General features: G+C 38.5%; 25 protein-coding genes and 1 tRNA gene. 17 read left to right on the top strand and 9 right to left on the bottom strand.

Features of this window, described 5'->3' with window-relative positions; genetic code table 11:
• Positions 1 to 224 precede the first annotated feature (224 nt).
• On the top strand, positions 225 to 1,511 hold the full coding sequence (gene murA / locus ACKI5B_RS10175; RefSeq protein WP_407428382.1) for a UDP-N-acetylglucosamine 1-carboxyvinyltransferase: 1,287 nt from the start codon (positions 225 to 227) through the stop codon (positions 1,509 to 1,511).
• 94 nt (positions 1,512 to 1,605) lie between these two features.
• On the opposite strand, the gene ACKI5B_RS10170 is transcribed toward murA, so the two are convergent.
• The 4 genes from ACKI5B_RS10170 to ACKI5B_RS10155 all read right to left on the bottom strand — a co-directional run bounded on the left by ACKI5B_RS10170 (position 1,606) and on the right by ACKI5B_RS10155 (position 5,806).
• Positions 1,606 to 3,426, bottom strand: coding sequence for a hypothetical protein (locus ACKI5B_RS10170; RefSeq protein ID WP_407428380.1), 1,821 nt, complete (start codon positions 3,424 to 3,426; stop codon positions 1,606 to 1,608).
• Positions 3,423 to 4,391 (bottom strand): hypothetical protein, encoded by a 969-nt coding sequence (locus ACKI5B_RS10165; RefSeq protein WP_407428378.1) that lies wholly within the window; start codon positions 4,389 to 4,391, stop codon positions 3,423 to 3,425. Before ACKI5B_RS10165 ends, ACKI5B_RS10170 begins: the two co-directional genes overlap by 4 nt.
• Before the next feature lie 77 nt (positions 4,392 to 4,468).
• Complete coding sequence (locus ACKI5B_RS10160; RefSeq protein WP_407428376.1) at positions 4,469 to 5,023, bottom strand: STAS domain-containing protein; 555 nt, start codon at positions 5,021 to 5,023, stop codon at positions 4,469 to 4,471.
• Between the two features lie 75 nt (positions 5,024 to 5,098).
• Positions 5,099 to 5,806, bottom strand: a complete 708-nt coding sequence (locus ACKI5B_RS10155; RefSeq protein WP_407428374.1) for a TetR/AcrR family transcriptional regulator — start codon at positions 5,804 to 5,806, stop codon at positions 5,099 to 5,101.
• An 89-nt stretch (positions 5,807 to 5,895) separates the two neighbouring features.
• Between ACKI5B_RS10155 and ACKI5B_RS10150 the strand changes: the two genes are divergently transcribed.
• Entirely contained in the window at positions 5,896 to 7,806 is a 1,911-nt protein-coding gene (locus ACKI5B_RS10150) for an AMP-dependent synthetase/ligase (protein WP_407428372.1), read from the top strand.
• 52 nt (positions 7,807 to 7,858) lie between these two features.
• Here the strand turns inward: ACKI5B_RS10150 and lgt are convergent, their stop codons facing one another.
• Positions 7,859 to 8,842, bottom strand: a complete 984-nt coding sequence (gene lgt, locus ACKI5B_RS10145) for a prolipoprotein diacylglyceryl transferase (RefSeq protein WP_407428384.1) — start codon at positions 8,840 to 8,842, stop codon at positions 7,859 to 7,861.
• A 2-nt stretch (positions 8,843 to 8,844) separates the two neighbouring features.
• Complete coding sequence (locus ACKI5B_RS10140; RefSeq protein WP_407428370.1) at positions 8,845 to 9,960, bottom strand: P-loop NTPase; 1,116 nt, start codon at positions 9,958 to 9,960, stop codon at positions 8,845 to 8,847.
• 75 nt (positions 9,961 to 10,035) lie between these two features.
• Between ACKI5B_RS10140 and ACKI5B_RS10135 the strand changes: the two genes are divergently transcribed.
• Together ACKI5B_RS10135 and ACKI5B_RS10130 are read left to right on the top strand one after the other, a co-directional pair.
• Entirely contained in the window at positions 10,036 to 11,517 is a 1,482-nt protein-coding gene (locus ACKI5B_RS10135; protein ID WP_407428367.1) for a S41 family peptidase, read from the top strand.
• Positions 11,517 to 12,308, top strand: coding sequence for an RsmE family RNA methyltransferase (locus tag ACKI5B_RS10130; protein WP_407428366.1), 792 nt, complete (start codon positions 11,517 to 11,519; stop codon positions 12,306 to 12,308). Before ACKI5B_RS10135 ends, ACKI5B_RS10130 begins: the two co-directional genes overlap by 1 nt.
• Before the next feature lie 5 nt (positions 12,309 to 12,313).
• On the opposite strand, the gene ACKI5B_RS10125 is transcribed toward ACKI5B_RS10130, so the two are convergent.
• The 3 genes from ACKI5B_RS10125 to ACKI5B_RS10115 all read right to left on the bottom strand — a co-directional run bounded on the left by ACKI5B_RS10125 (position 12,314) and on the right by ACKI5B_RS10115 (position 16,429).
• Positions 12,314 to 13,201, bottom strand: a complete 888-nt coding sequence (locus ACKI5B_RS10125) for an ABC transporter permease (protein ID WP_407428364.1) — start codon at positions 13,199 to 13,201, stop codon at positions 12,314 to 12,316.
• 98 nt (positions 13,202 to 13,299) lie between these two features.
• Entirely contained in the window at positions 13,300 to 14,502 is a 1,203-nt protein-coding gene (locus ACKI5B_RS10120) for an ABC transporter ATP-binding protein (protein ID WP_407428362.1), read from the bottom strand.
• Positions 14,503 to 14,599: 97 nt separating this feature from the next.
• Positions 14,600 to 16,429: a M3 family oligoendopeptidase gene (locus ACKI5B_RS10115; protein ID WP_407428360.1), complete on the bottom strand. Its 1,830-nt coding sequence runs from the start codon at positions 16,427 to 16,429 to the stop codon at positions 14,600 to 14,602.
• Positions 16,430 to 16,516: 87 nt separating this feature from the next.
• Between ACKI5B_RS10115 and ACKI5B_RS10110 the strand changes: the two genes are divergently transcribed.
• From ACKI5B_RS10110 to ACKI5B_RS10050, 13 genes are all read left to right on the top strand, one after another.
• Positions 16,517 to 16,589, top strand: a tRNA-Met gene (locus ACKI5B_RS10110).
• A 329-nt stretch (positions 16,590 to 16,918) separates the two neighbouring features.
• Positions 16,919 to 18,229, top strand: a complete 1,311-nt coding sequence (locus tag ACKI5B_RS10105; protein WP_407428358.1) for a tyrosine-type recombinase/integrase — start codon at positions 16,919 to 16,921, stop codon at positions 18,227 to 18,229.
• Positions 18,230 to 18,310: 81 nt separating this feature from the next.
• Positions 18,311 to 19,123 (top strand): ParB/RepB/Spo0J family partition protein, encoded by an 813-nt coding sequence (locus ACKI5B_RS10100; protein ID WP_407428356.1) that lies wholly within the window; start codon positions 18,311 to 18,313, stop codon positions 19,121 to 19,123.
• Positions 19,124 to 19,265: 142 nt separating this feature from the next.
• The gene (locus tag ACKI5B_RS10095; RefSeq protein WP_407428354.1) at positions 19,266 to 19,463 is read left to right on the top strand and encodes a type II toxin -antitoxin system TacA 1-like antitoxin; all 198 of its coding nucleotides are present in this window, start codon (positions 19,266 to 19,268) and stop codon (positions 19,461 to 19,463) included.
• A gap of 488 nt (positions 19,464 to 19,951) precedes the next feature.
• Entirely contained in the window at positions 19,952 to 20,224 is a 273-nt protein-coding gene (locus tag ACKI5B_RS10090) for a helix-turn-helix transcriptional regulator (RefSeq protein WP_407428352.1), read from the top strand.
• A complete protein-coding gene (locus ACKI5B_RS10085) occupies positions 20,221 to 20,421 on the top strand; it encodes a hypothetical protein (RefSeq protein ID WP_407428350.1) in 201 nt (66 codons plus the stop codon). The genes ACKI5B_RS10090 and ACKI5B_RS10085 overlap by 4 nt, the downstream gene beginning before the upstream one ends.
• Positions 20,405 to 21,055 carry a helix-turn-helix domain-containing protein gene (locus tag ACKI5B_RS10080; RefSeq protein WP_407428348.1) on the top strand — a complete coding sequence of 217 codons (651 nt, stop codon included), beginning with the start codon at positions 20,405 to 20,407 and terminating at the stop codon, positions 21,053 to 21,055. The genes ACKI5B_RS10085 and ACKI5B_RS10080 overlap by 17 nt, the downstream gene beginning before the upstream one ends.
• A 27-nt stretch (positions 21,056 to 21,082) precedes the next feature.
• Positions 21,083 to 21,778 carry an ATP-binding protein gene (locus tag ACKI5B_RS10075; protein WP_407428346.1) on the top strand — a complete coding sequence of 232 codons (696 nt, stop codon included), beginning with the start codon at positions 21,083 to 21,085 and terminating at the stop codon, positions 21,776 to 21,778.
• 33 nt (positions 21,779 to 21,811) lie between these two features.
• Positions 21,812 to 22,138, top strand: a complete 327-nt coding sequence (locus ACKI5B_RS10070) for an HU family DNA-binding protein (protein ID WP_407428344.1) — start codon at positions 21,812 to 21,814, stop codon at positions 22,136 to 22,138.
• Positions 22,139 to 22,585: 447 nt separating this feature from the next.
• Positions 22,586 to 22,786, top strand: coding sequence for a hypothetical protein (locus ACKI5B_RS10065; protein WP_407428342.1), 201 nt, complete (start codon positions 22,586 to 22,588; stop codon positions 22,784 to 22,786).
• A gap of 6 nt (positions 22,787 to 22,792) precedes the next feature.
• Positions 22,793 to 23,299, top strand: a complete 507-nt coding sequence (locus ACKI5B_RS10060) for a hypothetical protein (RefSeq protein WP_407428340.1) — start codon at positions 22,793 to 22,795, stop codon at positions 23,297 to 23,299.
• Positions 23,300 to 23,362: 63 nt separating this feature from the next.
• Complete coding sequence (locus ACKI5B_RS10055; protein WP_027728267.1) at positions 23,363 to 23,569, top strand: helix-turn-helix domain-containing protein; 207 nt, start codon at positions 23,363 to 23,365, stop codon at positions 23,567 to 23,569.
• Positions 23,570 to 23,624: 55 nt separating this feature from the next.
• Positions 23,625 to 23,890: AAA family ATPase (locus ACKI5B_RS10050; RefSeq protein WP_407428338.1), on the top strand; the 266-nt coding region annotated here is incomplete at its 3' end.

Genomic DNA, 23,890 nt, shown 5'->3' with positions numbered 1-23,890 from the left:
CACCACCGGCTCATGGGAATACATGACAGTGCCTGCAATCACTCCACCACAGGGCGGCGATCCTAAATTCCAGAATGTCTGTCTTGACTTCGACAGCGCCGGTCTTCCTGTAGTAGGCTACCTCGGCACAAACCTTGAGTTCGGTAAGTGGCTTACAGAGTAGAAGCATTTAACTGTGCTGTGTCACAGTGGAATTTTTCTGCGTTTTATGCGATACTAAAATCATGCATAAATACAGAATTGAAGGCGGCATTCCAATCCGGGGAACAATTGCCGCCAGTGGAAATAAAAATGCGGCTTTACCATGTATCGCCGCAACCCTTTTAAGCGAAGAACCTGTCATTTTGCGGAATATTCCTCAAATCGAAGATACGGGCGTTATGCTTTTGATTTTGCAGGCACTTGGTGCGAGTGTTGAAAAAATCGGTGAGCATGAATGGAAAATCGATGCATCTTTAATCCGCTCTTCTGACATTCCTGCAGAATTAAGCAAAAAAATCCGTGCTTCAATTTTGTTCGCAGGTCCTTTAGTTGCCCGGACAGGAAAAGCTGTTATGCCGCCTCCTGGCGGAGATGTAATCGGCCGCCGTCGTGTAGATACGCACTTTCTTGCTTTACAGGAACTTGGAGCACGCATTTCTGTAGAAGGTCCTTTTACTTTTACTGCAAATAAACTCGTAGGAGCAGACATCTTTCTTGACGAAACTTCAGTTACTGCAACCGAAAACGCAGTCATGGCGGCTGTTCTTGCAGAAGGTAAAACAATCATTAATAATGCAGCAAGTGAACCTCATGTGCAGGATTTGTGTAATATGCTCGTAGAAATGGGCGCAAAAATTTCCGGAATAGGAAGCAATATTCTTCATATTGACGGCGTTAAAAAGCTTCACGGTACAGATTTTACAATAGGGCCTGACTTTATGGAAATAGGCTCATATATAGGACTTGCCGCTGCTACAAAAGGCTCAATCAAAATCACCGGCGTGAATCCAAAAGACATGCGTCCTCTCAGGGTTGCATTCGGAAAACTTGGAATCCGCTGGACAATCGAAGGGGATTCCCTCACTGTTTCGCTTGGTCAGGAAATGAAAGTAAATACAGATTTAGGCGGCATGATTCCAAAAATTGACGATTCTCCGTGGCCGGGATTCCCGCCTGATTTAACTTCAATCATGACTGTTGTTGCAACTCAGGTTGAAGGCACTGTCCTGATTTTTGAAAAAATGTTTGAAAGCCGTATGTTCTTTGTTGATAAACTTATTTCAATGGGTGCACGCATTACGCTTTGTGATCCTCACCGCGCTGTTGTAAGTGGACCGTGTACCCTTCACGGCGACAAGCTGGTTTCTCCGGATGTCCGTGCCGGCATGGCAATGGTAATTGCTGCTTTAATTGCTCATGGTGAAAGTGAAATCAGCAATGTTTATCAGGTTGAACGCGGATATGAAAATCTGGTTGAAAAACTCCGTTCACTTGGAGCAAGAATCGAACAGGTCGAAATCGAGGATTAACAAAAAAAGCCCTGGTCTGAAGTGCACCCCTAAAGTTGGACAAATAAAATTCAATTTTAGGAGGGGCTTTTTTTACTGGTGGCACAGATATCATTTATTCTGCAGTTCTTGAAACAAAAATCATGCACACAATAAATAAAATTAAAATCAGCAGTGCAAGCGTTACAAAAACTGCAGCACCTCCGAGCATAATTACAAGTGCGTAACTGAACATTCTGAATACATACAGGCTGCATTCAAGAATAAAATATAAAAGAATTGTAAGAACAGGCATAACAACAATCCACTTAAACTTAAAAAGCTGTGAATTCTTCAGACGGTAATTCCATGCCATGCATGCCATAAAAATGCAGCAGATAAGTGCTAAAAGCGGATATGAAATCCTGAAAACAAAATCAGAATTGTAGACTTCATAAGAATAGCCGTATTCTTTTGCTTTTGGTAAAAATTTGATTAAAGCAAGTAAACTCATTCTGACAGAACCCGCACCTGTATCGCAGATTAAGTTAAAATCTGAATAAGGCAGTCCAAGAACAAAATAATTGTTTAAATAAGGTGTATGTTCTTTAGCATAATCAGCATCATATTCATAAACGGGAAAGACTCTGCCGGTTCTGCCTGTTTTAGATACACTTTCCATCATAAGAAACGGAACATTTTTGAAAGAATCTTTTATACCGAACTGTTCTTTTGATTCTTCATCAAATGTGCTGCAGGATTCTGAAAGCATTTTTACATAAGGAACAAAAATAGAGCGCTGAAATCTTCCTTCAGCAGAGTAGGTAAACATAGTGAAACCGCGGAGATACTGAATCATTCTGCCGGAGTTTTTTACAGGTGTAATTCCCCGGATGTAAACTATGTCTCTTGAACCGTCTTCATGTGAGATTGCAAAATAAATATTATTATAAGCTTCAAAACGCCTTAAATTTTCAACTTCTTCGACAAAAAAACACTGCTCTTCAACTCTCTGCTGCGCGATTTCCAGAAATTTTGCTACATCCGGATCGCGAGCTGCTACATCAGAAAAGGCTGCTATATCAACAAACTGATAATAACCTTCGACATTATCGCCTCTGATAAGGGTTTTGTATGCTTCTCTTTTTCTTTTAAAAAGTTCCTGTTCAGTGGTAGATTTTAACGCAGTAGGGCTGAACAGGTGGTTCCAGGCTTCACTTGCCAGACGGTTTGCCTCATCAAGATTTATATCTTTTTTGTTTCCAACTTCAACTGCAAGATAGGCATAATAATGGGCATCGAACCAGTTTTCATTTTCCATGGCAGCTTTAGCTTTATTGATAAGGGAAGTAATTGTTTCACCTTTAGTTTCTTTTGCCGGTGTAAAAACAAATTTTGGTTCTTCTGGTCTGTCCAGAATCATTTTTAAGGATTTTAATCCTGCTTCTGATTTTTCTTTTATTTCAAGGGCATCTCTATCTTTTGGATTTAACAGAAGTGCATTGTAGGAATATTCAAAAGCCAGATTCATGTTGCCTTTTTCATAATATTCCCTGCTTAAATTCATAAATTCTGAAAAAAGCATCGGCTTTATTTTTGCTTTAGTCTGCTGCTGTTCAAAAATCGGTACAAAAACTTCTGATATTACAGAAATGCCAAGAACAATCATAATGGAAGCAATCATTGTCTTTTTAAAGTGAGACATGATTAGCGGAGAATATTTTATTTTTGCCTTTTCTGCGTCTTTTCCGTATGCAATGGCACAGCCGATTACAAAAGCACTGAATATAAGTGACGGCAGAAATTTGCAGAAAAACAGAAAACCGCGTATAAAAATGTAGGTGTTTTCTTCGCCGGGAATTAAAACAGGCAGTGCTTTTATAAAATTTGATATAAGCAGACTGACTGCAAATGCTAAGACCGCGTATATTAAAACGATAAGACCTGTTTTTCTCATTCTTTATTCTCCGATTCAGAACTTTTAAGCCTGTAAATTCCCATAAATATTCCAAAGCCTGTAAACATAATCGTTATTAAGAGGTTTATTATGGTAATAAGAGGATCTTTTACAGTAGTAAGGGTTGATAGCTTTGAAGAAATTTCTTTGAGAACTAGAGGCATAATTCCCATATAGTACAGATAATTTACAAAAAGAATTGTCATAGTTACGGCAAGTACAAGGGAAACATTTGCTAATTTCCAGGAACTTGCAAACTGGCAGCCGTAAACAGAAAGAAGAGCCAGCCCGAGTGTTGCAAAGCACAGCCATGATAAAAATCCTAATGAAGAACTGTATTCAGCTGCAGTAAGTAAAGCGTTATAGACTGCAAGCGGATATTTTACAAGAGCCGGCGGCTGCAGCGAATTTTTTATAAGAACATCTGAATAAGGGTAGGCTGAATTGTTATTTACAGGAACATCAAAAAAAGGAAGAACTGTAGAATCTGAATCAAGAAAGCCTGTTGTATCAATAAAAAGACCGTCTGCATTGTATGATTCATCAATTCTGGAATAATAAAAGACACCGTTTTCTTCTTCGCGGAATACTCCGGAACTTACTGCAGTGGTTCTTGCAGATAAAATATCGTGACCGTCATAATATTTTGTAAGCAGCTGCATGTCGGTTGGTATAAAGACAAGCCATGAAAGGAGCCCGAATACGAAATATAAAGCTAGTGAAAGGAGATGTTTTTCCGGATGACGGATAGAATACAAAATTAGAAGAACCTGAACTAAAATGCACACAATAGGAAAACTGATTAAAAGACCAATTGTAAAAAAGTGCAGGGAAAAGAAAGGTGATGATAAATCGGTTACGAACATAGAAAGATTGCAACTAAGCAGAAATAAAGTTGCAAAAACAAGAGTTCCGGTAAATATTGACGCTAAATAAATTACAGTTAAATAAAGAACGCGTTTCATTATAGTATAAGAATATCATGAAAAAATAAAAAAAGCCACTTCTTTAATGAAGTGACTTAAAATATTCTGTTGAATTTTTAGCCCAGAAAAACCTGTCCGTGCTGATCGATTGCAAGAATTGATTTACATTCAGAACAACGGAAACGGCCTGCGCGGGTTGCTTTAAGACGCTTTGAACAAACCGGGCAGCTGAAGATTTTAGGGAAAACACTTTCTGCAACAGGAGCACCGCGTTTGAAGAAAGTGATTGCATCGTTCATAGTATCTTTGATGTTGAAAAACTGTGAAAATCCCAGCAGCTGGAAAACTTCGTATACCTTCGGCTGGATTTCCAGAAGAACAATGTCACCGCCCTGTGGTTTAATCATTTTAAGGAAGGCAGTAAATGAACCGATTCCAGTTGATGATACATAGTTTAATGCAGAACAATTAAAAACAAGATTAATAAAACCAGCTTCTACGGCTTTTGAAATTCTTTTCTGGAAAAAGCTTGAGTTATATGTATCGATGTAACCGTTTAAATAAATAATGAGACCATTTTCGATGTCAGCGATTTTTTCGATTGTAATTTTTAAGCTGTCGTCTTTTTCATCGTTAAAACCTGGAACGATGTCATTGTTGTTATTGCCCATATTCCGTTACCTCAAAAAAACTTTGATTCTTCTATTATGTTACACTAAAAATCTCCATTTTGTCTAGCTTTTTTTTTATTTAAGCATTGAACAAAATGTGTTAATAAGACTGTCGATTTTGCTGTAATCAGATTCTGATGTATTTTCAAAAAGCGAACCTTCTCCGCCTTTTGGATTTGCCCGAATTTCAATTTTCCTGTTTGTGATGTATTCATCAAGATTTGAAACAGTAATTGAAGTCATAATTTGTGCGAGTGAATCTAAATCATTTTCTTCTAAATCGATGATTTTTTTAGCTGTACCAAGACTTCTTAAAGCCTGTTTTGTCTGATTTACAAGTTTTTCGCGTGTTTCCTGTGCGATTTTTGCTGCAGCTGTAGAAATATATTTCTCGCTTTCGATGAAAGAATAAATCAGAATTAACGGATCTTTTTCGTTCATCTTGAACCAGCGGTTTACAATTGCCTTCATGACATTTTCTGCAGGATAGCGCTGCGAAATTGAATCAATATCCGTTGGAATAAAATAAGTTTTCCGGTAATAATCACCGCACCATCGTATGCAGTCTTCAATCATTGCATCGCGGCTTTCATAATGATTATAGAGCGATGCTTTTTTGATTCCAAGCCGTTCTGCAACATCTGAAAGTGAAGTTCCGCCTGCATTTTTTTCAAAGCATGCGTCCAGGAATGCAAGAATAATTTTCTCGCGTGTTACTTTTTCTGATTTAGCCATTTTCCCACCCATTTTAGATGATTTAAAATCATCCCAGCTAACTATCATTAGTTTATTATCAGAATAAAAAATTGTCAATCTTTTCTTTTTTATATTTTTCTCCTATAATGAAATAATATTATTTTTTGGAGATTTTAATGGAAACAACACTCCCGCGTCTTTTCAGGAAGAGAGCCTCAGAATATCCCGAAATTGCTTTTCAGATGAGCCGCTTTAAGGACGGACATTTTGAACCTACTACATACAAAGAAGCCTACGAAATTGCGGTTGATTTTGCAGGCGGGCTTTTAGCTCATGGTGTTGTGCGTGAAGAACATATCGGTCTTATTTCAGATAACCGCAAAGAATGGGAACATGCCGACATGGGCTTGATGATGCTCGGTGCTATCGATGTTCCGCGCGGATGTGATGCTACAATCGGTGACCTTGAATATATCCTTTCTTTTGCTGAGTGTAAGCGCGTAATTGTTGAAAATTCTGCACAGATAACAAAACTTCTTTCTATCCGCGACAAAATTCCTCTTGTAAACGAAATGATTGTTTTTGAAGCTCCAGGTGAAAAAGATTATGAAGCAACAAAAGCGGTCGGAATTTCTCTTTTTTCTTTTGAACAGATTGTCGAGGACGGTAAAAAATTCAATTCAGAAAATTCCGGCAAAGTAAACGAAGAAATCGAAAAAGGTAAATGGGATGATTTGGCTACAATTATCTTTACTTCTGGCACAACAGGTAAGCCAAAAGGAGTGATGCTTTCTCACGGAAACTTTATTACTCAACTTGATGAAGTCTGTGAGCGGATTTATCTTCACCCGGGCGACAGAGGATTAATGGTTCTTCCTGTCTGGCATGCTTATCAGCGGGCTGTCGAATATGTTGTTATCAATCAGGCAGCTACAATCTGTTATTCAAAACCTGTCGGACCGATTCTTCTTTCTGACCTTAAAACCTTAAATCCACAGGTTCTTCCGGCTGTTCCGCGTGTGTTCGAAGCTGTTTACGACGGAATCTGGCGCAATATGCGGAAAACCGGCGGTACTGTTTACCGCCTGTTTAAATTCTTTGTAAATATTGCCCTTTTCCATTCTAAGCTTGACCGTGTTCTTTTTGACAGAACTACCCGCTACGGTATGGATAAACGCTGGCTTCAATGGCCTGCATTTGTGCTTCCATGGCTTTTCTGTTATCCAATCAAGCTTCTTGGTCATGCCCTTATTTTCCGCAAAATCAAAAAAATGCTCGGTACAGGCTTCCGTTCGGGCGTTCCTGGCGGCGGAGCGCTTCCACCTGCTGTAGATAAATTCTTCTGGGCAATCGGTATCAAACTTTCTGAAGGTTACGGTCTTACCGAAACTTCACCAATTATTTCTGTACGCCCGATTTCACGTCCTGTGCTTGGCAATGTAGGCTCTCCTGTACGCGGAGTTTCTGCCCGTGTAGTAGATCCTCTTACCAGAAAACCTGTTAAACGCGGTAAAAAAGGTGTTCTTGAAGTAAAAGGCGGCACTGTAATGAAAGGCTACTACAAACAGCCGGCACTTACAGCAAAAGCAATCGACGAAAACGGCTGGTTCGACACAGGAGATTTAGCACGCCTTACAGCAAATAACGAAATTGTTCTCTGCGGACGAATGAAAGACACAATCGTTCAGACAGGCGGCGAAAATATCGAGCCACTTCCAATCGAAATGAAGATGCAGGAATCCCGCTTTATTCAGACAGCTGTAGTTTTAGGCCAGGATCAGCGGTATCTTGCAGCCCTTGTTGTGCCGGAACAGGCAGAAGTTGAAGCATTCTGTAAAGATTCAGGTCTTCCATACAAAAAATATTCTGACATGGTTAAGAGTGCTGAAGTTCTTCACCTTATCGAAACAGAGGTTGCTACCCGTGTAAATTCTAAAAACGGATTCAAAATGTACGAGAGAATCAATAAAATTGCTCTGCTAGAAAAGCCTTTTGAAGTCGGCGTAGAACTGTCTGCAAAGCAGGAAATCATGCGTTTCCGTATTAACGAAATTTATTCAGGCGAAATTAAAAAGCTGTTTAAGTAAAATGCAAAAAAATAACCGCTGGTATCATACCGACGGTCGTTTTTTATAAAGATTATTCTGCCTGCTTTTTTTTATTTAGAATCCAGCCTGTAACTGCAACGGCAATTCCACCCAAAATCATTAAAAAACACAGAATCTGGCCTGTAGAAATGTTTAAAAGGCTTGTGTTCATGTAAATCGGTGCAGAAGAATCTGCTGCAATGCGGTAGCCGATATCAGCGTCCGGTTCACGGAAATATTCGATAAAAAAGCGGAAAAATCCGTAACCGCCTGTGTAAAGTGCACCTGAAAATCCATCGAACGGCTTTTTTTTGTGTAAAAGCCAGATAATTGAGAATAAAATTACGCCTTCAAATAATGCTTCGTACAGCTGGCTTGGATGCCGCGGAAGATTTACAAGATTTGTCTGTGCTTCCATGCCGATTTTTGTCATAAATTCCTGAACCCAGGAAAGAGAAGCAGAAAATTTTTCTGCGTGCGGAAAGACCATACCCCAGGAAGCAGTGGTGATTCTTCCGTAAAGTTCACCGTTCATGAAATTTCCGATACGGCCAAAAGTGTAACCTAAAGGAATTGCTGTGACCATTGCGTCTGCCCATTTGAAAAACGGAACTTTATGTTTGAAGCACCAGAAAATCATGCCGAATAAACCGCCGATAAAGCCTCCGTGATAGCTCATTCCTGCTAAGCCGGTAAAATGACCATTCTGAAAAGGCCAGAATATGAGCCACGGCTTTTTCAGGTAAATGCCGGATGTATCGTAAACCAAAGTTGAAAAAATTCTTGCACCAATCAGCAGAAAGACGATTCCTGTTGCGATAAAGCTGAAAATATCGTCTTCTGTGGCTTTATGCAGCGTTCCGTCTTTGTTTATGGAATCTAAAGCCCCTTCACGGAGCAGTTTTTTGAGGACAAAAAAAGCCGTTCCGAAGGCAAAAATGTACATAAGTCCGTACCAGCGTAAAAGACTCAATCCCGGCACATTAGGAAAAATTTCCGGATGAATCCAGGACGGATAATTGATGTAAAGCGGCAGAATCATAATTTAAACCCTTGCTGAGCTGCTTTTACAAGCTTAGACTTGAGCATGATATTTTCATTTTTGAGCTGATTTAATTCATATGCTTGAGTTTTTATCATTTCTGCGAGTTCGCCTACGCTTAAAGCTCCTGAACCGACTAAATCTTCAACATATGAAAGTTTTGCAGAATAGTCGTCATTTGCTTCTTCTGTGGCAACATCAAAAGTTTCATCAAATGAAAGCGACTCACCCTGTATGATTTTTTCTGCAATGCGGTAGATTGCCTGTGCAAGTACGGAATTCGGTTTGTAAACAGTGACCGGAAGACTTGAAGAAAGGGCTTTGTCCTGCATTGAGTCGCGGTACATTACGCCTAAAGACTCAACTTCGAGCCCGAGATACTGCTGGCATGAACGGCGGATTTTCTGAGCTTTATCGGCGTCTTTAGGTTCGTCAATCATGTTCATTATTAAACGCGGCTTAAACTGAGAAAGGCGTTTTTTAAATTTTAAACCGTTTTCCGGATCGATTTCAGTGATTTTTTCAATTAATTTTGGAATGTAGAGCCTCTGCAGGGAAGCCGAATCATTACGGAGTTTTGCGATAAAATCAGCTGCCTTTGAATTTTTTTTGAAAGTTGCTGCCATTAACCGGAATACAGCGTTTTTAAGGAAAAGATATCCGTTGAGTGTTGCTGTAACTGTAGGTGCTGTAACGATAATTCCCTGTGGAGAGATTAAAAAAAGGTCAAGAATGGTAAGATGTGTACCAGCTCCCAAATCAACTATAAGATAATCTGCATCTACAGAATGAAATTTTTTGATTAAAGAATTTTTCTGGGCAACTTTAAGTGCACTTAAGCCCGGTATTTCAGAATCACCGGCGATAAAACTGACATTTTTGTAATCAGTAGGCGAAATAATTTCTTCAAATTTTGATTCGCCTGTTAAAAAAGTACCGATTCCTTTTTTGGGTGAATTCTGCCCGATAACAAGATGAAGGTTTGAAGCACCTAAGTCTAAATCAGCAAGCACGACCTTTTTGCCTGCCTGCCCCAACGCGATTGCTAAATTTGCGGAAAGAAGGCTTTTACCCACTCCACCTTTGCCGCTTGCCACTGGAATAATCTGCATAAAATAAATTATATCACAAGATTCTTTATTTATAAAGATTGATTTTTCTTAAATAGAAACATAAAATAAAATAATATGAAAAATTTTGATTCAATTATGAAACGTGTAAATTCAGTCCTATTGGTCTTTATAATAGCAGTTTTTGCTTCACAGTGTTTTGCCCAGTCTTCTTCAAAAACTGCATCAGAAAAATCAGCTCAATCAAGGCAGTATATTGAGCTGATGTCGAGTATTTATGAATTTGTCCAGCAGAATTATGTTGATGAAGTTGATCCTACTGTTCTATATAAGGGTGCATTAAAGGGAATGTTAGAGGCCCTTAATGATCCTTACACACTGTATCTTGATCAGACAGCTTCAAGAAGCCTTAATGATACAATGAAAGGTCAGTTTGGTGGTGTAGGGCTTTCAATTTCAAAGGCGGTTGAGTCAAATCCTGATAAGCCGGCATACGTTGAGGTTGTTTCTCCTGTTGAAGATACTCCAGGATTCAGGGCAGGAATTCTGGCCGGGGATTTGATAATATCTGTTAATGGTGTTGATACATCAACTCTTACAATGGAAGAAGTTCTGGACATGCTTCGTGGAAAAGTTGGTGAAAGTGTAGATCTTGTCATCCGGCGCGGTAAAACAATGGAATTTCCTGTCACCCTTGTCCGTGCCATTATTGAAGTTCCTACTGTAAAATACGGCATGATTGAAGGAACTAAAATAGGTTATTTAAAACTGATTGAATTTAATCCTCATACAGCAGAGCGCACTCAGGAAGCCCTTGATTCATTTAAAAAAGCAAATGCAGCAGGTCTTGTACTTGATTTACGCTTTAATCCTGGCGGATTGATTACCAGTGCCGGTGATGTTGCTGATAAATTTATTGATAATGGTCCGATTGTTTCAACAAAAAGCCGGCTTTCTTACGAAAATTCTGTAATTGTTGCAAGTGCTAAAAAAACAACTGTCAGAAATTTACCTGTTGTTGTTCTTATCAATAAAGGCAGTGCTTCAGCATCTGAAATTTTGAGCGGTGCATTAAAAGATAATCATCTTGCTTATCTTGTCGGTCAGCGTACTTACGGTAAAGGTTCTGTTCAGCAGGTTCTCCCGCTTTCTTCAACGGACGGCATTAAAATAACTGTTGCACGATATTATACTCCAAGTGATGTCAATATTGATAAAATCGGAATTCCTCCTGACCGTGAAGTTTTGTTCCCTGTTTTAAGCGAAGAAGGCGAAAAGCAGTATCTTGAACTTCAGAAATCTGATGAAATTTCAAAACATGTAGATGGAAAATCAAATTTTACAGAAAAGCAGATTTCTGATTATGCTAAAACACTCAAAAAGAAGTATTCTGAAATTGATGAAGCAAGCCTGCGTAAACTTATAAGAAATGAAGTTAACCGCACAAAAGGTACTATGCTTTATGATCTGGATTATGATGTTCAGCTGAACGAAGCAATTTCTATTCTTCAGAAAGAAAATTTTTCAAATTTGATGAAAAATACAAAAACTCTTAAAGAACTGCAGGATTTAGCTGTTCTTGAAGAAGAAAAGAAATAGTGCGTCAGTTTATTTCACAAGCTCCACTCAGTTCAAACGGTACTCTCAAAATATGCGGAAAAGATTACCGCTATCTGCACAATGTGCTCAGACTTTCTGCAGGTGATATGATACAGGTACGCTTTTCTGAAGGCGGTTTACAGCCGATGACTGTATGCCGGATTAACGAAAAATCAAAGGAAATCCTTCTGCAGATATGTGATACTTTGGCTGAAGGTAAAAACTTTGAAAATCAGCCGGAAGAAACTCAATCTATTGAAGAAACTGAGTTCATTCTTTTTATGGCTGTTCCAAAACCGGCTAAGTTTGAGCAGATTATACGACAGGCAACTGAATGTGGTGTTTCAAAAATTGTTCCGGTAAAGACTGAGTTTTCTCAAACCGGTTCTGAGAAAATGAATTTCCGTTCTGAACGGTTTGAAAAAATTATAAGGGAAGCAAGGCAGCAGAGCGGAAGCCCTGTTAATACTAGAATCGAAAATCTTATAAAATTTAATGAACTGCCGGATTACTGGAAAAGCGGGAGCGGAAATCTTTCTGATAACGAAAAACTTGCTGTAGTCTTATATGAAAGGAACAATTCGACTGTCAGTATTTTTCAGGCATGTGAAAAAATTAAAAATCCTAAAAAAATTGCTTTATTTTGTGGAAGTGAAGGCGGCATTTCTCCGGATGAGATTGAAGTTTTAAAATCTGCAGGATTTACAGCCGTTCATTTAAAGACAAATATTCTGCGCTGTGAGACTGCAGCATTGTATGGAATTGCTGCAATCCAGAGCATTATTAATTAAGGTTATTATTCCTTTTTCATTTTTTTGAGACCTGCTTCCTTTTTGCCGGAAGAAATCATGAACAAAATGGCTGCCATGCTGACAACGGTGAGCACAACACTGAATGCAGATGCGAGCGGTAAATTCCGGGCTTTTTGAATCTGATCCATGATAATGTTTCCAAGCATGTAGCTTTCTGTTGAGCCGATGATTTGTGGTACAGTGTAGTTTCCAAAAATCGGAATGAAAGTGAAAATAAGAGCTGATATAATTCCTGATTTGATTCCTGGAATCATGACTCTAAAAATAGAGCCGGCTTTTGTTGCCCCAAGATCACGTGCAGCTTCCAGAAGTGTAAAATCAAAGCGGTCAACAGAGGTGAAAACCGGAAGAATTGCATATGGAAGGTACATGTAAATACTGACCAGAATAACTGCACCTTTCGTGAACATAAATTTGTGCGGAACAAAAACGCCTTCTTCATTTTGAGTCACAAAAAAGCAGAATTTTGTAATAATTTCGCAGATTCCGTTTAATGCACCGTTTTCACCTAAAATTGTCATCCATGCAAAAATACGTATGAGTGAATTTGTAAGAAAAGGAATTATTACAAGAATCAGAAGTGCTGTCTGATGCCGGCTTCTGGCAATGGCATATCCGCATGGAAGAGCGATAAGAATTGAAACAGCTGTAGCAATGATTGTCATCCAGAGTGTGCGCAGAAAAATTGCACCGTAGGCCGGCGAGAACATCTGTTTATACGCATCAAGAGTAAATTCGTGGATAACCCCGCCGAACATATCTCGTTTCATGAATGAATAAGCCACAATAATTGCCAGCGGAATGACAAAAAAGAGTGAGAACCAAAGCCCCATCGGGTAGCTGTAGAATGGACCGGGATTTTTCTTAGTCATAAATTTCTCCAGTAATCAAACAAATGTGCCACATGGCTGTGGCATAAAGCAAATTGACCGCAGGTTTTCGCAGCCTGCATTATGCATCAGAAAACTTGTCATGACAGGATGTCGACATCCTCAACAATGTAGCCGTCTTCGGCTGACCAGGAAATGTAGACGGTGTCTTTCCATTGAATTTCCGGACCATCATCCAGATAATTCTGGTGCTGTTTGAAAACCTTGACTATTGTTCCGGTTTTTTCGAGCTTTACATAAAATTTTGACTGAAACCCTGTGTAGACCGGCTCTTCAACGATACCTTTAAATACATTGATATCTTTACGGCCGTTTACATTCGGTTCTTCGAGAGTGATACGGATTTTTTCCGGGCGGACAGTAAATGCAACTTTCTGCCCTTCGTCTGTGTGTTCATAATCAGTAACAAGAATATTTTTGTCTTCTTCTTTTGTGGCCTGTGTATCACCTGTAAGCTGAGCCTGAAGACCAAGCGCAGGAACATTGAGAGTGACCATGTGTTCGATGTCGGCTTTTCCTTCAACTTTGTAGCTTTCACAGTTTACGACAGAGGCTTCAAATAAATTTGTTTCACCGATGAACTGGGCAACAAACTGAGTTGCCGGGCTTTCGTAGATTTCGTATGGAGTGCCTACCTGCAGAACATGACCGTGGTTCATTACGGCAATTCTGTCTGAAACGGCAAGGGCTTCGCTCTGATCATGAGTTACGAAAATAAAAGTAATTCCGATTTTGTCATGAAGGTGATCAAGTTCTACCAGAAGATTTGAGCGGAGTTTTGCATCAAGGGCAGAAAGAGGTTCATCAAGAAGAAGAACTTTAGGTTCGTTAATTAAAGCACGTGCGATTGCAACCCGCTGCCTTTGGCCGCCAGAAAGCTGGTTAGGTTTTTTGTAAATATGCTCGTCAAGTTCAACAAGGTGAACATATTTGCGGACTTTTTCATCGATTTCGTTTTTAGGAAGTTTTTTAAGACGAAGCGGAAAGGCGACGTTTTCATAGACTGATAAATGCGGAAACAGTGCATAATTCTGAAAAACCGTATTTGAATGCCGCTTATTTGGCGGTAAGTCGGTTACATCTGAATCATCAAAAAGAATTTCACCTTCGTCCGGAAATTCAAAACCTGCTAAAATACGAAGCAAAGTCGTCTTTCCACAACCAGAAGGACCGAGCAGAGTAAAAAATTCGCCCTGCTTAATAGTAAAATCGATATTGTCGAGAGCGACAAAATCCCCGAACTGTTTGTGAACGTTCTTAATGCTAACCTGACTGCCTTTCAATGCCTTCGTGCCTCTTAAAATGTTTTCTATAGATAAAATCTATTTTATAAGCGAATTTGTCAATAAGTTTTGAATAATAAATCAATTTTTTATGATTTTAATTCTTATTTATTAAAAGTTTTTTTAATAAATCAATTTCTTTTTTATACATTTCAATCCCGCTTTTCCAGAAAGCTTTTGTTGTGATGTCAAATCCAGCTCTGGCGCATAAATCTTCACAAGTCAGATTGCCTGTGTTTGAAAGAAGCTCAGCGTATGTTTTTGCAAAAGATTCTCCTTCTTTCTGATAGAGTGCATATAAACCTGAAGCAAACAGCTGTCCGAATGCATATGGAAAATTGTAGAAATCAAGACCGGTTGAATAATAATGTGATTTTACAGCCCACATATATTCATGGCGTTCTGTATTTAAGCCGTTTCCGTAAGATTTTTCCTGGGCATTTTTCATAAGCCGACAGAAATCTTCGGCGGTAAGTTCTGTTTTTTCGCGTTCGTCAAAAACAGTTTTTTCAAAGTAAAAACGGCACAGAATATCGACTAAAACCTGACTTACATCCTGTAAATCAATATCAAGAATCTGAATTGTTTCGCTTTCGCTGTAATTTTTTGAAATCATATCCTGTTTAACGATTGTTTCTGCGAAAGTTGATGCTGTTTCGGCTAAAGTCATCGGGTAACTGAAAAAGGCCGTCCGCTTTCCTTTCATGCACGAAAAATGATAAGCATGCCCCAGTTCGTGTGCAAGAGTGATTATATCGCTGAATGTGCCGGTAAAATTGGTCATAATTCTGCTCTGGTGACCAAGAGGAAAATCTTCATCATAGGCTCCACCAACTTTTCCTGAACGCACCTGAGCATCAATCCAGTTTTCAGCGAAGGCTTTTTTTGCAAAGCTGCCCATATCTGAAGAAAAAGAGTTGTACCGTTCGATAATATAATCCTGAGCTTCTTTAAAAGTCCAGGTTTTGTCTGTCTGTGCGAGTGGGGCAAATAAGTCGTAGAATGCCAGACCTTTTTTATCTTCTGATACAGTAAGGCCTTTTTTATGAAGATATTCTGCTTTTATCTGAAAATATTCGCGCCAGATAGGAAGACTTTCTTCGATTGCCGAAATAAGTGAATCAAGCGTTTTTTGAGACAGGCGGCTGGAGAAAAGTGAACGGTCAAGAGGTTGCTGCCATTTTCTGCGCCGGTTGAGTGTTATAGTTTCGCCTTTGAGATTATTAAGACAGGCCGCAAAAGCAATTTCATTCTGCTTCAACAGAGCAATTTCTTTTAGATAAGATGATTTTCGTGTATCTGCATCTGAAGAATATGCATCATTACGTAATTCGTTAAAAGTTTTGCCTGATTCAGAGTCAGTAAGATTTGAAATAAGCTGTTCGTGCAGTCTGTCCCAGGCATTGCCGCCAGTCTGTTGTAATTCGCCGGCTAAGTTTTCTTCCTGAGGTGACATCTGATGTTTTGTTTCTTCGATAATTTCGTTTAAGATGTAGCGGTAATCTGTATACTCAGGAAATTTCTTATAAAAATCTTCGAGTTTATCAGGATTTATTGATAAAGCTGAAAGCAGAACAGATTTAAATGATAAATCTATCTGCCTGTAACGAAGAGTAAGATTGTCAATTTTTGTAATGTTGTTCAGGTATTCTGTATTTGTGGTATCGACGGAATAAATAATATACGCATAAGCATTCAGGGTAGTGCAGAGTGAAGTAACTTTTTCATCTGAATCAAGAAAAGTTTTGAGCCAGTCAGAAAAATCGAATTTTTTGTCATTTAAGTTTATAGAATTGCGAGCAGTTTCCAGAAGTTGTTCAAGATATTCCATGCCATTTGAAAAATCTGCAAGGGCATTCTTATATTCTTTTGAAGTAATTGAAGAAAAAATTGAGTTTAAATTCCAGCGTGGTATTGTGTTTTCCATATTAACTTGATTTTATCACAACAAAATTATTTTGAAAATAATTGACAAGAAATAAAAAAGTGTATATAATACTCGAACATTGAACGACGCTGGGTAGAGCAGTTGGCAGCTCGTCGGGCTCATAACCCGGAGGCCGCAGGTTCGAGTCCTGCCCCAGCTAAAAGAAAAATCTCCTGTAAGTGCAGGAGTTTTTTTATTTTAAACATAATGAGTTAAAAGCCTGTATGGACTCGAAGCGAAATGAACGTGCCGAGCAGTGGCGCAGGCAAAACCGCACGGATGCGGTTTTAGTGAATGCAGCCGCCGTGAAAGGAGCACACACGATGTGTGCGACTGTAACGGCGAGTCCTACCCCAGCTATACAAGTAAATTCTTATGTTATAAGGATTTGCACTACTACCAATCCTATTCATGTAAGGCTTGGCGTAGAAATCACACCTAATTTAAACTGAGGTTTAAACCAAAGTTTTTGTTGCAAAGTGAGGTTCTATGGCTAAGCCTTATTTTTTATTTAAAATGCCTTCTGGTATTTGGTATGCCAGAATACAGCTCCCTGATGGCACTTATTCCAACAACAGATCTACCGGCAGCAGAGACCGAAACTCAGCTGAACGCGTTGTAATGGAATGGGTCGTCAATAACAAACTTCCAAGCAGAATTAATTCGGTTGATGACAAGCGAATCGGATTAGACAAAATCTCTGTTCTCAATTCTCTTAGAACTATTGATCTGGAACGTGAAGACATCCAGAACATTATCAAAATTCTAAAAGAAAGAAATTTGATTCATTCTGCAGTTATGATGGCAAGTCCAAAAAGTAAGCCTATTGATGAATATATCAAAGAATTCTGGGCTTTTGAATCTTCTCCATACGTCAAAGAAAAGAAACTCAAAGGCGGCTCTATTCACCGCGACTACTGTGAAGCTATGGTCTTGAGAGCAACAAAATACTGGCTTCCTTCAGTTGCAGGGAAATCTGTGGGTTGTATCACGCATGATGATGTCACTGCCCTTTTTGAAGATGAAGAAGTTCTGAAACTTGCACCAAAGACAATCAACTCTGTTGTAAGCGCAGTAACAATTCCTCTTAAATGGGCGTTCTTCCACAATCTTACAGAAATAAATTGCTTTGACGGAATCATGAAATGCTCCCAGAAATCAAAGAAGCGAGAAATCCTTACACTTGAACAGGCCGCCGCAGTTTTTGCCGCAGACTGGGATAATGATGTAGCAAAACTTGCTAACGCAGTTGCCTTTTATACCGGAATGCGTGCAGGTGAAGTTGCAGCACTTCGTTTTGAAGACATTGGAGTAGACCGCTTGTATGTAAGACATTCCTGGAGACTAAGTGAAGGGCTTAAAGAATGTAAAAACGGTGAAGAGCGTGAAGTTCTTATTCCTCCACAGCTTCGAGACCTATTAATTGCACAGGCTCAGGCTAATCCCTGGAGACAGAAAATGAAAGGTTTTGTTTTTTGGGGACTGACTCCTGACCATCCTACAGATCCAAAGAACTGGCTTAAGTTTCTTAGACGAGTTCTGAAAAACATTGGTTATTCTGAACCGGATAAAATCACTTTCCATGCATGGCGCCACTTATGGTGTAGCCGTATGAGTGATGAGGTTGCTGATAAACGTGTTTTGATGACAAGTTCAGGACATAAAACAGAAGCAATGCTTGATCACTATGCAGCACACATGGAACAAGAAAAAGCTCTTGAAAAACTTCGCTCTGTAGAAGAAAAGCTACTTCTTCCAATCCTTGGATTTGATGAAGAAATAAAAAGGGATTACGAATAAATCGTATCAAATTTAAAGCCTGATGTATGTCAGGCTAATTTCGTTTATGTATAAGCAACGAAAACTTTGGAGAATTGAATTATGAACATCTTTGGAAATAAGAATAAAAAGGCTAACGATAAAGACAATGCAAAGATCAAACTTGTTGAAGTAAGTCTGCTTCATTTTGACAGGGACTTTAAGAATGTGTTCCAGCAGGAGAATGATAAGGTTGCTGAGATTGCAAATGATATGAGGCTAAACGGATTCGATAAGTCACGTCCTATTATCGTAACTGAAGCTTATATCATTGTTGATGGACATTCCAGATTCATGGCAGCTAAAAAGGCCGGACTTGAGAAAGTTCCTGTAATCATAAAAAAGTTCGATAGCCGTGATGAAACAATTGAGTATGAATACAAGATGCAGCTTAATTCCCGCCGGCTGACGGATGGTGAATACTTTGCAGCGTTTTTGAAGCTGGATGAAATCAGACGTTCTAATCCTAATGCACAGGGTTCATCTGATGAAGCAATCGGGCGACAGCTTAATAAGTCGGCTCGTCAGGTATGCAAAATGCGAGAAATTGCCAAGAAAGCGGATGCAGCACTGCTGGAAAAGATTCAGAATGGGAGTGTTTCGATAAACAAGGCTTATGAGATAATTAAGGCTGCTGAAGCTAAGAAAAAGGCATCACCAGAGGAAGCCTCGGTAACACAAAGTGGAAATACCGGGAAAGGAATTAATCAAGATTCATTCAAACTGGGAGTTTTGTTCGTTTTGTCAGAACTAGAAAGAGGCCGAAAGAAAGGACAGATTCTAAAGGATAAGAGAATCGCTAAGCTGGATCTTGGAGAACTAAATCTTTCTGAGGAAGATACAGCTCGTATTTCACAAAGGTTTGGAATTGCGTAGATTATGGTAAACATACACACGATTATATGTTCGTGTGTATGTTTACTTGAATACTTTATAACTTGATTTTAATTCAATTCTAACTCGGTTTAACTCGGTAAATCGAGTTAGAAATTATTTTAATTCGGTTTACCGAGTTAAAATGTTTGAAATACGTAAAAAGGACAAAAACATGAAAACAATTGAAACTATTAAACTTTCAAATAAAGACAGAGATCTTATTATGGCAGAACTGGAGAATACATCTGAACCAAATGAAGCATTAAAGAAATTATTTGATTCTTCAAAGAAGTCAAAACTTGAAGATGATAACAAGGATGCAAATTCAATAGAAGTTTAATCCTTTTCAAGAGGCTTTTAGTTTGTTCAATACAGACTGGAAGCCTTTTTCATTTAACTTCAAACATCTTTCAAAAAGACATCTAAAAACAGGCTTCAGAAAATCTCAAAAACGCAACTTTGCGTACTACCTAATTGCAAAAATTTTCCTAACGTCTTGCAAATTTTTGCTCTCCCCTAGTGAAAAATTCTGCACAAATAATATTACAAGCAGTTAAATTACTATGTTAATTCTAAATATTTCCCACGTAAAATATGACTTTTTCACAGTTTTTCCCAGCATAAAATTACTGAAGCAAATCTCCTCTAAAATTTGGTCAAAAATTCGATTTGGCGTTTTTTCTCAAAATTTGGCGAAAAATCTTTATATTGGGCGAAAAAACTTTATTTTGGTATATCTTTATTTTACGGCCATCTGTATCATTTTGAATGTAATTGAGTTTTACAAGTTTCCATTGCAATGAGAAAAAACACAGGGAGGACGAATATATGAAAAATGAAAAATCTATGATTGTGGAGTTTCCGGAAAAAACTTTATTCACACGTGCAGAGGCTGCGGCTCTTCTTTCAATCGGATTGAGCACTTTAGACAGCCTCATCAGTGATGAAGAATTGCCAAGAATCAGACTTTCAAAACGAGTCTTGTTTGCCCGCGGGGACCTGGAAGCTTACATTCTGTCACACCGCTCAACAGGAAAAAGAAATATTCCTTATCCTGAATCAGCAAAAATTACACTGGAAGTTCCAGGAGGCGCTGCATGAACGAAAACGCTTTTATAGCGGCTTTGCAGGATATAAACAATCATCCTGTAAGATTCGGTGAATGCACAATCACATTCACTTTTCATGATGGCCGTCTGCAATATTACACGCTCACAACATCTGAACGAAAAAATGTTGCAGAACTGAACGCCGGTTTCAAAAAGTTGGAGAACATACCGAATGGAAAAACTGCATGAAGAAACAAAAGCTTCATCGCACTTTTACATTCTGATTCCATCTGAAGTGATAACCAATTCGGAACTGACAGATGGAGCAAAGCTGTTATACGGAGAGATCTTATTTCTCTCTTCCAAAAAAGATTATTGTTTTGCTACCAACGATTATTTTGCAAAACTGAATTCCGTAAGCAAGCGGACAGTAAATAACTGGCTGCTTGAATTACGGAAAGCCGGACTTATCAGCTCGGAAATTATCAGAAATGCATATAATCGTCAGGTAGAAGACCGTAAGCTTTTTATTAAAAGGGATTATTCCATTCAAACGCAGGTTTGCATGGAAAATACTTCGCCATATAAAAATGACGAACCAAGAAAACTGATTTTTGGGAAACATAAAAATGTCTTCCTGACTGAGGCTGAAAAATCAGAACTGCTGCAAAATTGCACTGAGACAATTTTAAATCAAGAGATGGATTCTTATTCAGTCTGGAAAAAAGAAAACAATGCAAAACCAAAATCAGATTTTGAAACATTACGAAAATGGCTTAATCAAAAAAGACAAAAAGGGGCTTACAAAGCAAATATAACGGCAGTAAAAGAAACCGGCATTGATGAAGTAAGCCAGGAAACACTGGACAATTTACCATTTTAGATTTGCACAAAGGGAGGAGCTGCAGAAATGGATAATATAAAAACAATGAAAGATTTTAAGATTCCACAGTTTACATTGATTACAACTCCGGAACAGGAAGAATTTGTTCGCCAGAAAGAAGCGGAAGCTGAACGTGAACGTATGCTTGAATTACTGGCTAAAAAGAAACAGGAGTTTGAAAACAGCGGAGTACCAAAACGCTACTGGAATGAATCGTTCGATACCTGGAAGACAAGAAACAAAGATGATGAAGTTCGTCTTCAAACCGTCATCGATTTTTCACGCCAGGAAAGTAATGATTCTGTTCTTCTGCTTCTTGGTCCAAAAGGTGTTGGAAAAACACACCTTGGAGCTTCGATAATTCGTGAAGTTGGCGGCGCTTTTATTTCTGTTGAAGAAATGATTTTTAAATACGAATGTTCGATGGATTTTCATTCAGAAACAAATCGTGTAAATCTGATGAACTTTTATTCGACAACGCCAATGCTTGTGATTGATGAAATTGGCCGTTCAATGCAGCAGGCAAAGGAAGATGCAATTTTGAATTACGTTCTCCGCCGCCGATACGAAAACATGCTTCCTACCGTTTTGATTTCAAATCTGAAGAAAGAAGATTTGTTAAAGAAGCTTGGAGATGCTGTTGTGGATCGACTGACTGAAACCTGCAAGTCTGTTGAGTTTGTCGGCGAAAGCTACCGCCTTGGAAAAAGAAAGATTGCTTAAAGGAGGAAAATCCGCCGTCTGGCGAAAATCAGAATGAAAATTATAAAGAAAGATTTGATCGATAAAATCTATTCAAAATATATCAGGGATTATCCTTCAACCAATCCAATCAGAAAACAAACTTTCCAGATAATTGTTGATTTGTTTTTGCAGACTGTAACAGAAGAATTGCTTGAAGGAAACAGCGTTGAACTTCGTGGTTTTGGAGTTTTTGAACGAAAACTCCAGAAAGCCCGCTTCTGGGCAAAAGATCCAAGAAACGGAAATTACATAGATTGTTTTGATCATTACAAAGCAACTTTCCGTCAGGGTGAAAAACTAAAAGCCCAGATGAAAGAAATCCCCGTTCAAAAATCCTAAAAACAATAAAAAATACGATTCCGCCAGCCGGCGGATGCAAGAATCCTGACCAAAAATCAGGATTCTTTTTTATTTCTGAACTCGCAAGATAAATACGAATATACATTTTTGACTAAACTTAGTTCGCTCCTGGATTTGATTGTATTCGAGGATATGCGATGTATACATGAGGTTTTTCCAGAAAAAATAGTGCTGTATACACAAATTACTTTTGAATACATTCCGCTTCAGAAGAGAATTGGACTTATGCTTATTTGTCAGCTTTTCTTTATCTTGCGTAGGTATGAAAAGGGGCTTTTTGAGGAAAAAAGGCACTTTCCGCCGTCTGGCGGATGAGGATTCTGACTGCGCCGGCCGGCGGAAAATATCGTTTGACTTATTCAATATCCAGCGTTATCTTATAATTGAAAACAACAATGTATAATTCAAATATAAGCGGAGGTATTTATGTCAGAATCCAAACGAGGCGGCGCAAGGCCAGGAGCTGGAAGACCTGCAACTGGCAAAACTGTTGAATACATCACACTTACCCTACCCAAAGAACTAGCTCAAAAAGTTCGCTCCAAGGCAAAAGAAAAAAATATGACATTAAGCGCCTATTGCATTGAATCTTTGGAGCGTTTTGCAAATATGAATGATGAGGAATAAATATCCATGAAATGTTTTATTCTTCGCTGGAATCCGGAACGTAATACTTTTAAGCAAAAAGATTTTGAAGAATTCCAAACCGACTTTAATAATGGCGAAGAATATTCTCTTCGCTGGGAAATCGAACAATGGGAAGAAGCTGAAAAAGGCAACCTATTCATTTTAGTTCAGTACAATACTGCCAACGAAGGAATCGCCATGATTGGAAAATTCGCATCTGCTCCGTATGAAAGGTTAAAACCCAAAACAGGCAAAATCGTTCATGTTGCTGATTTAGAAGTTCTTTCAGTTTTCGACAGAGACCCTGATTCCAAAATCCTAATTACTTTCCAGCTTGAAAAAGATTTCCCGGAAATAAACTGGTATGAAGGTGTTAATGGTGAGCTGATTGATAATTTCGTTGCCGACCGGCTTACATTGCGGATAAACGATGAACTCCAGACACGAGATATCTGGGATAGATGGACTTTCGGAGAGTTTATGGGTCTGGAGATGTATTATTTGAATAATTGATTTTCTTGAGAAATCGTGAGATTTTCTGCACAGAAACAAAAATGTGTGTTATAATCATATTATATGAATACAGACTATAGAAAATTATGGATTCTGCTGATTGAAAAAGGAATTAAGAACAAATCAGATTTAATTCCTTTGGCCGGAATTTCTACAAATGTCCTGGCAAAGATGAACAAAGGTGAATATGTCTCTATGGAAAGCCTGCATAAAATTTGCAAGGCTCTAAAATGTGACATAGGAGATATTGTTACCTTTGAGGAAAAATAATTTTAGTGTCAGTATTTGACACTAAATCATGATACAATGTATTAGAAGGTGTAAAATGATAAAAATAAGAAGTCTTCATCTGGAAAACTACAGAGGATTTACAGATACAACAATAGAATTTGGAGATCATATAACTTGTATTGCAGGTATTAATGGAGCTGGAAAAAGTTCAGTTCTATGTGCTTTATCTAGAGTCTTGGAATCATTATATACATCTTTTCCAAAAGAACCATTTATAAAATCTACGGATATTAATAAAAATGCAAAACCTAAAACTGCTAAAGCAGTTTTAAGCTTTCTAGTAAATAAAAAAATTACTAC

The organism is Treponema sp. (assembly GCF_045657965.1).
In the GTDB taxonomy this organism is placed as follows: Bacteria; Spirochaetota; Spirochaetia; order Treponematales; family Treponemataceae; genus Treponema_D.
The sequence above is the reverse complement of the archived record's forward strand: the minus strand, read 5'-3'. Positions and strand labels throughout refer to the sequence as shown.

Coding starts and splice junctions, on each gene's coding strand:
- ACKI5B_RS10085 (WP_407428350.1), top strand. CDS start 20,221: ATGAACGAAAACGCTTTTATAGCGGCTTTGCAGGATATAAACAATCAT.
- murA (WP_407428382.1), top strand. CDS start 225: ATGCATAAATACAGAATTGAAGGCGGCATTCCAATCCGGGGAACAATT.
- ACKI5B_RS10100 (WP_407428356.1), top strand. CDS start 18,311: ATGAACATCTTTGGAAATAAGAATAAAAAGGCTAACGATAAAGACAAT.
- ACKI5B_RS10095 (WP_407428354.1), top strand. CDS start 19,266: ATGTTTGAAATACGTAAAAAGGACAAAAACATGAAAACAATTGAAACT.
- ACKI5B_RS10060 (WP_407428340.1), top strand. CDS start 22,793: ATGAAATGTTTTATTCTTCGCTGGAATCCGGAACGTAATACTTTTAAG.
- ACKI5B_RS10125 (WP_407428364.1), bottom strand. CDS start 13,201: ATGACTAAGAAAAATCCCGGTCCATTCTACAGCTACCCGATGGGGCTT.
- ACKI5B_RS10135 (WP_407428367.1), top strand. CDS start 10,036: ATGAAAAATTTTGATTCAATTATGAAACGTGTAAATTCAGTCCTATTG.
- ACKI5B_RS10155 (WP_407428374.1), bottom strand. CDS start 5,806: ATGATAGTTAGCTGGGATGATTTTAAATCATCTAAAATGGGTGGGAAA.
- ACKI5B_RS10070 (WP_407428344.1), top strand. CDS start 21,812: ATGAAAATTATAAAGAAAGATTTGATCGATAAAATCTATTCAAAATAT.
- ACKI5B_RS10170 (WP_407428380.1), bottom strand. CDS start 3,426: ATGAGAAAAACAGGTCTTATCGTTTTAATATACGCGGTCTTAGCATTT.
- ACKI5B_RS10165 (WP_407428378.1), bottom strand. CDS start 4,391: ATGAAACGCGTTCTTTATTTAACTGTAATTTATTTAGCGTCAATATTT.
- ACKI5B_RS10080 (WP_407428348.1), top strand. CDS start 20,405: ATGGAAAAACTGCATGAAGAAACAAAAGCTTCATCGCACTTTTACATT.
- ACKI5B_RS10065 (WP_407428342.1), top strand. CDS start 22,586: ATGTCAGAATCCAAACGAGGCGGCGCAAGGCCAGGAGCTGGAAGACCT.
- ACKI5B_RS10140 (WP_407428370.1), bottom strand. CDS start 9,960: ATGCAGATTATTCCAGTGGCAAGCGGCAAAGGTGGAGTGGGTAAAAGC.
- ACKI5B_RS10150 (WP_407428372.1), top strand. CDS start 5,896: ATGGAAACAACACTCCCGCGTCTTTTCAGGAAGAGAGCCTCAGAATAT.
- ACKI5B_RS10115 (WP_407428360.1), bottom strand. CDS start 16,429: ATGGAAAACACAATACCACGCTGGAATTTAAACTCAATTTTTTCTTCA.
- ACKI5B_RS10090 (WP_407428352.1), top strand. CDS start 19,952: ATGAAAAATGAAAAATCTATGATTGTGGAGTTTCCGGAAAAAACTTTA.
- ACKI5B_RS10160 (WP_407428376.1), bottom strand. CDS start 5,023: ATGGGCAATAACAACAATGACATCGTTCCAGGTTTTAACGATGAAAAA.
- ACKI5B_RS10105 (WP_407428358.1), top strand. CDS start 16,919: ATGGCTAAGCCTTATTTTTTATTTAAAATGCCTTCTGGTATTTGGTAT.
- ACKI5B_RS10055 (WP_027728267.1), top strand. CDS start 23,363: ATGAATACAGACTATAGAAAATTATGGATTCTGCTGATTGAAAAAGGA.
- ACKI5B_RS10075 (WP_407428346.1), top strand. CDS start 21,083: ATGGATAATATAAAAACAATGAAAGATTTTAAGATTCCACAGTTTACA.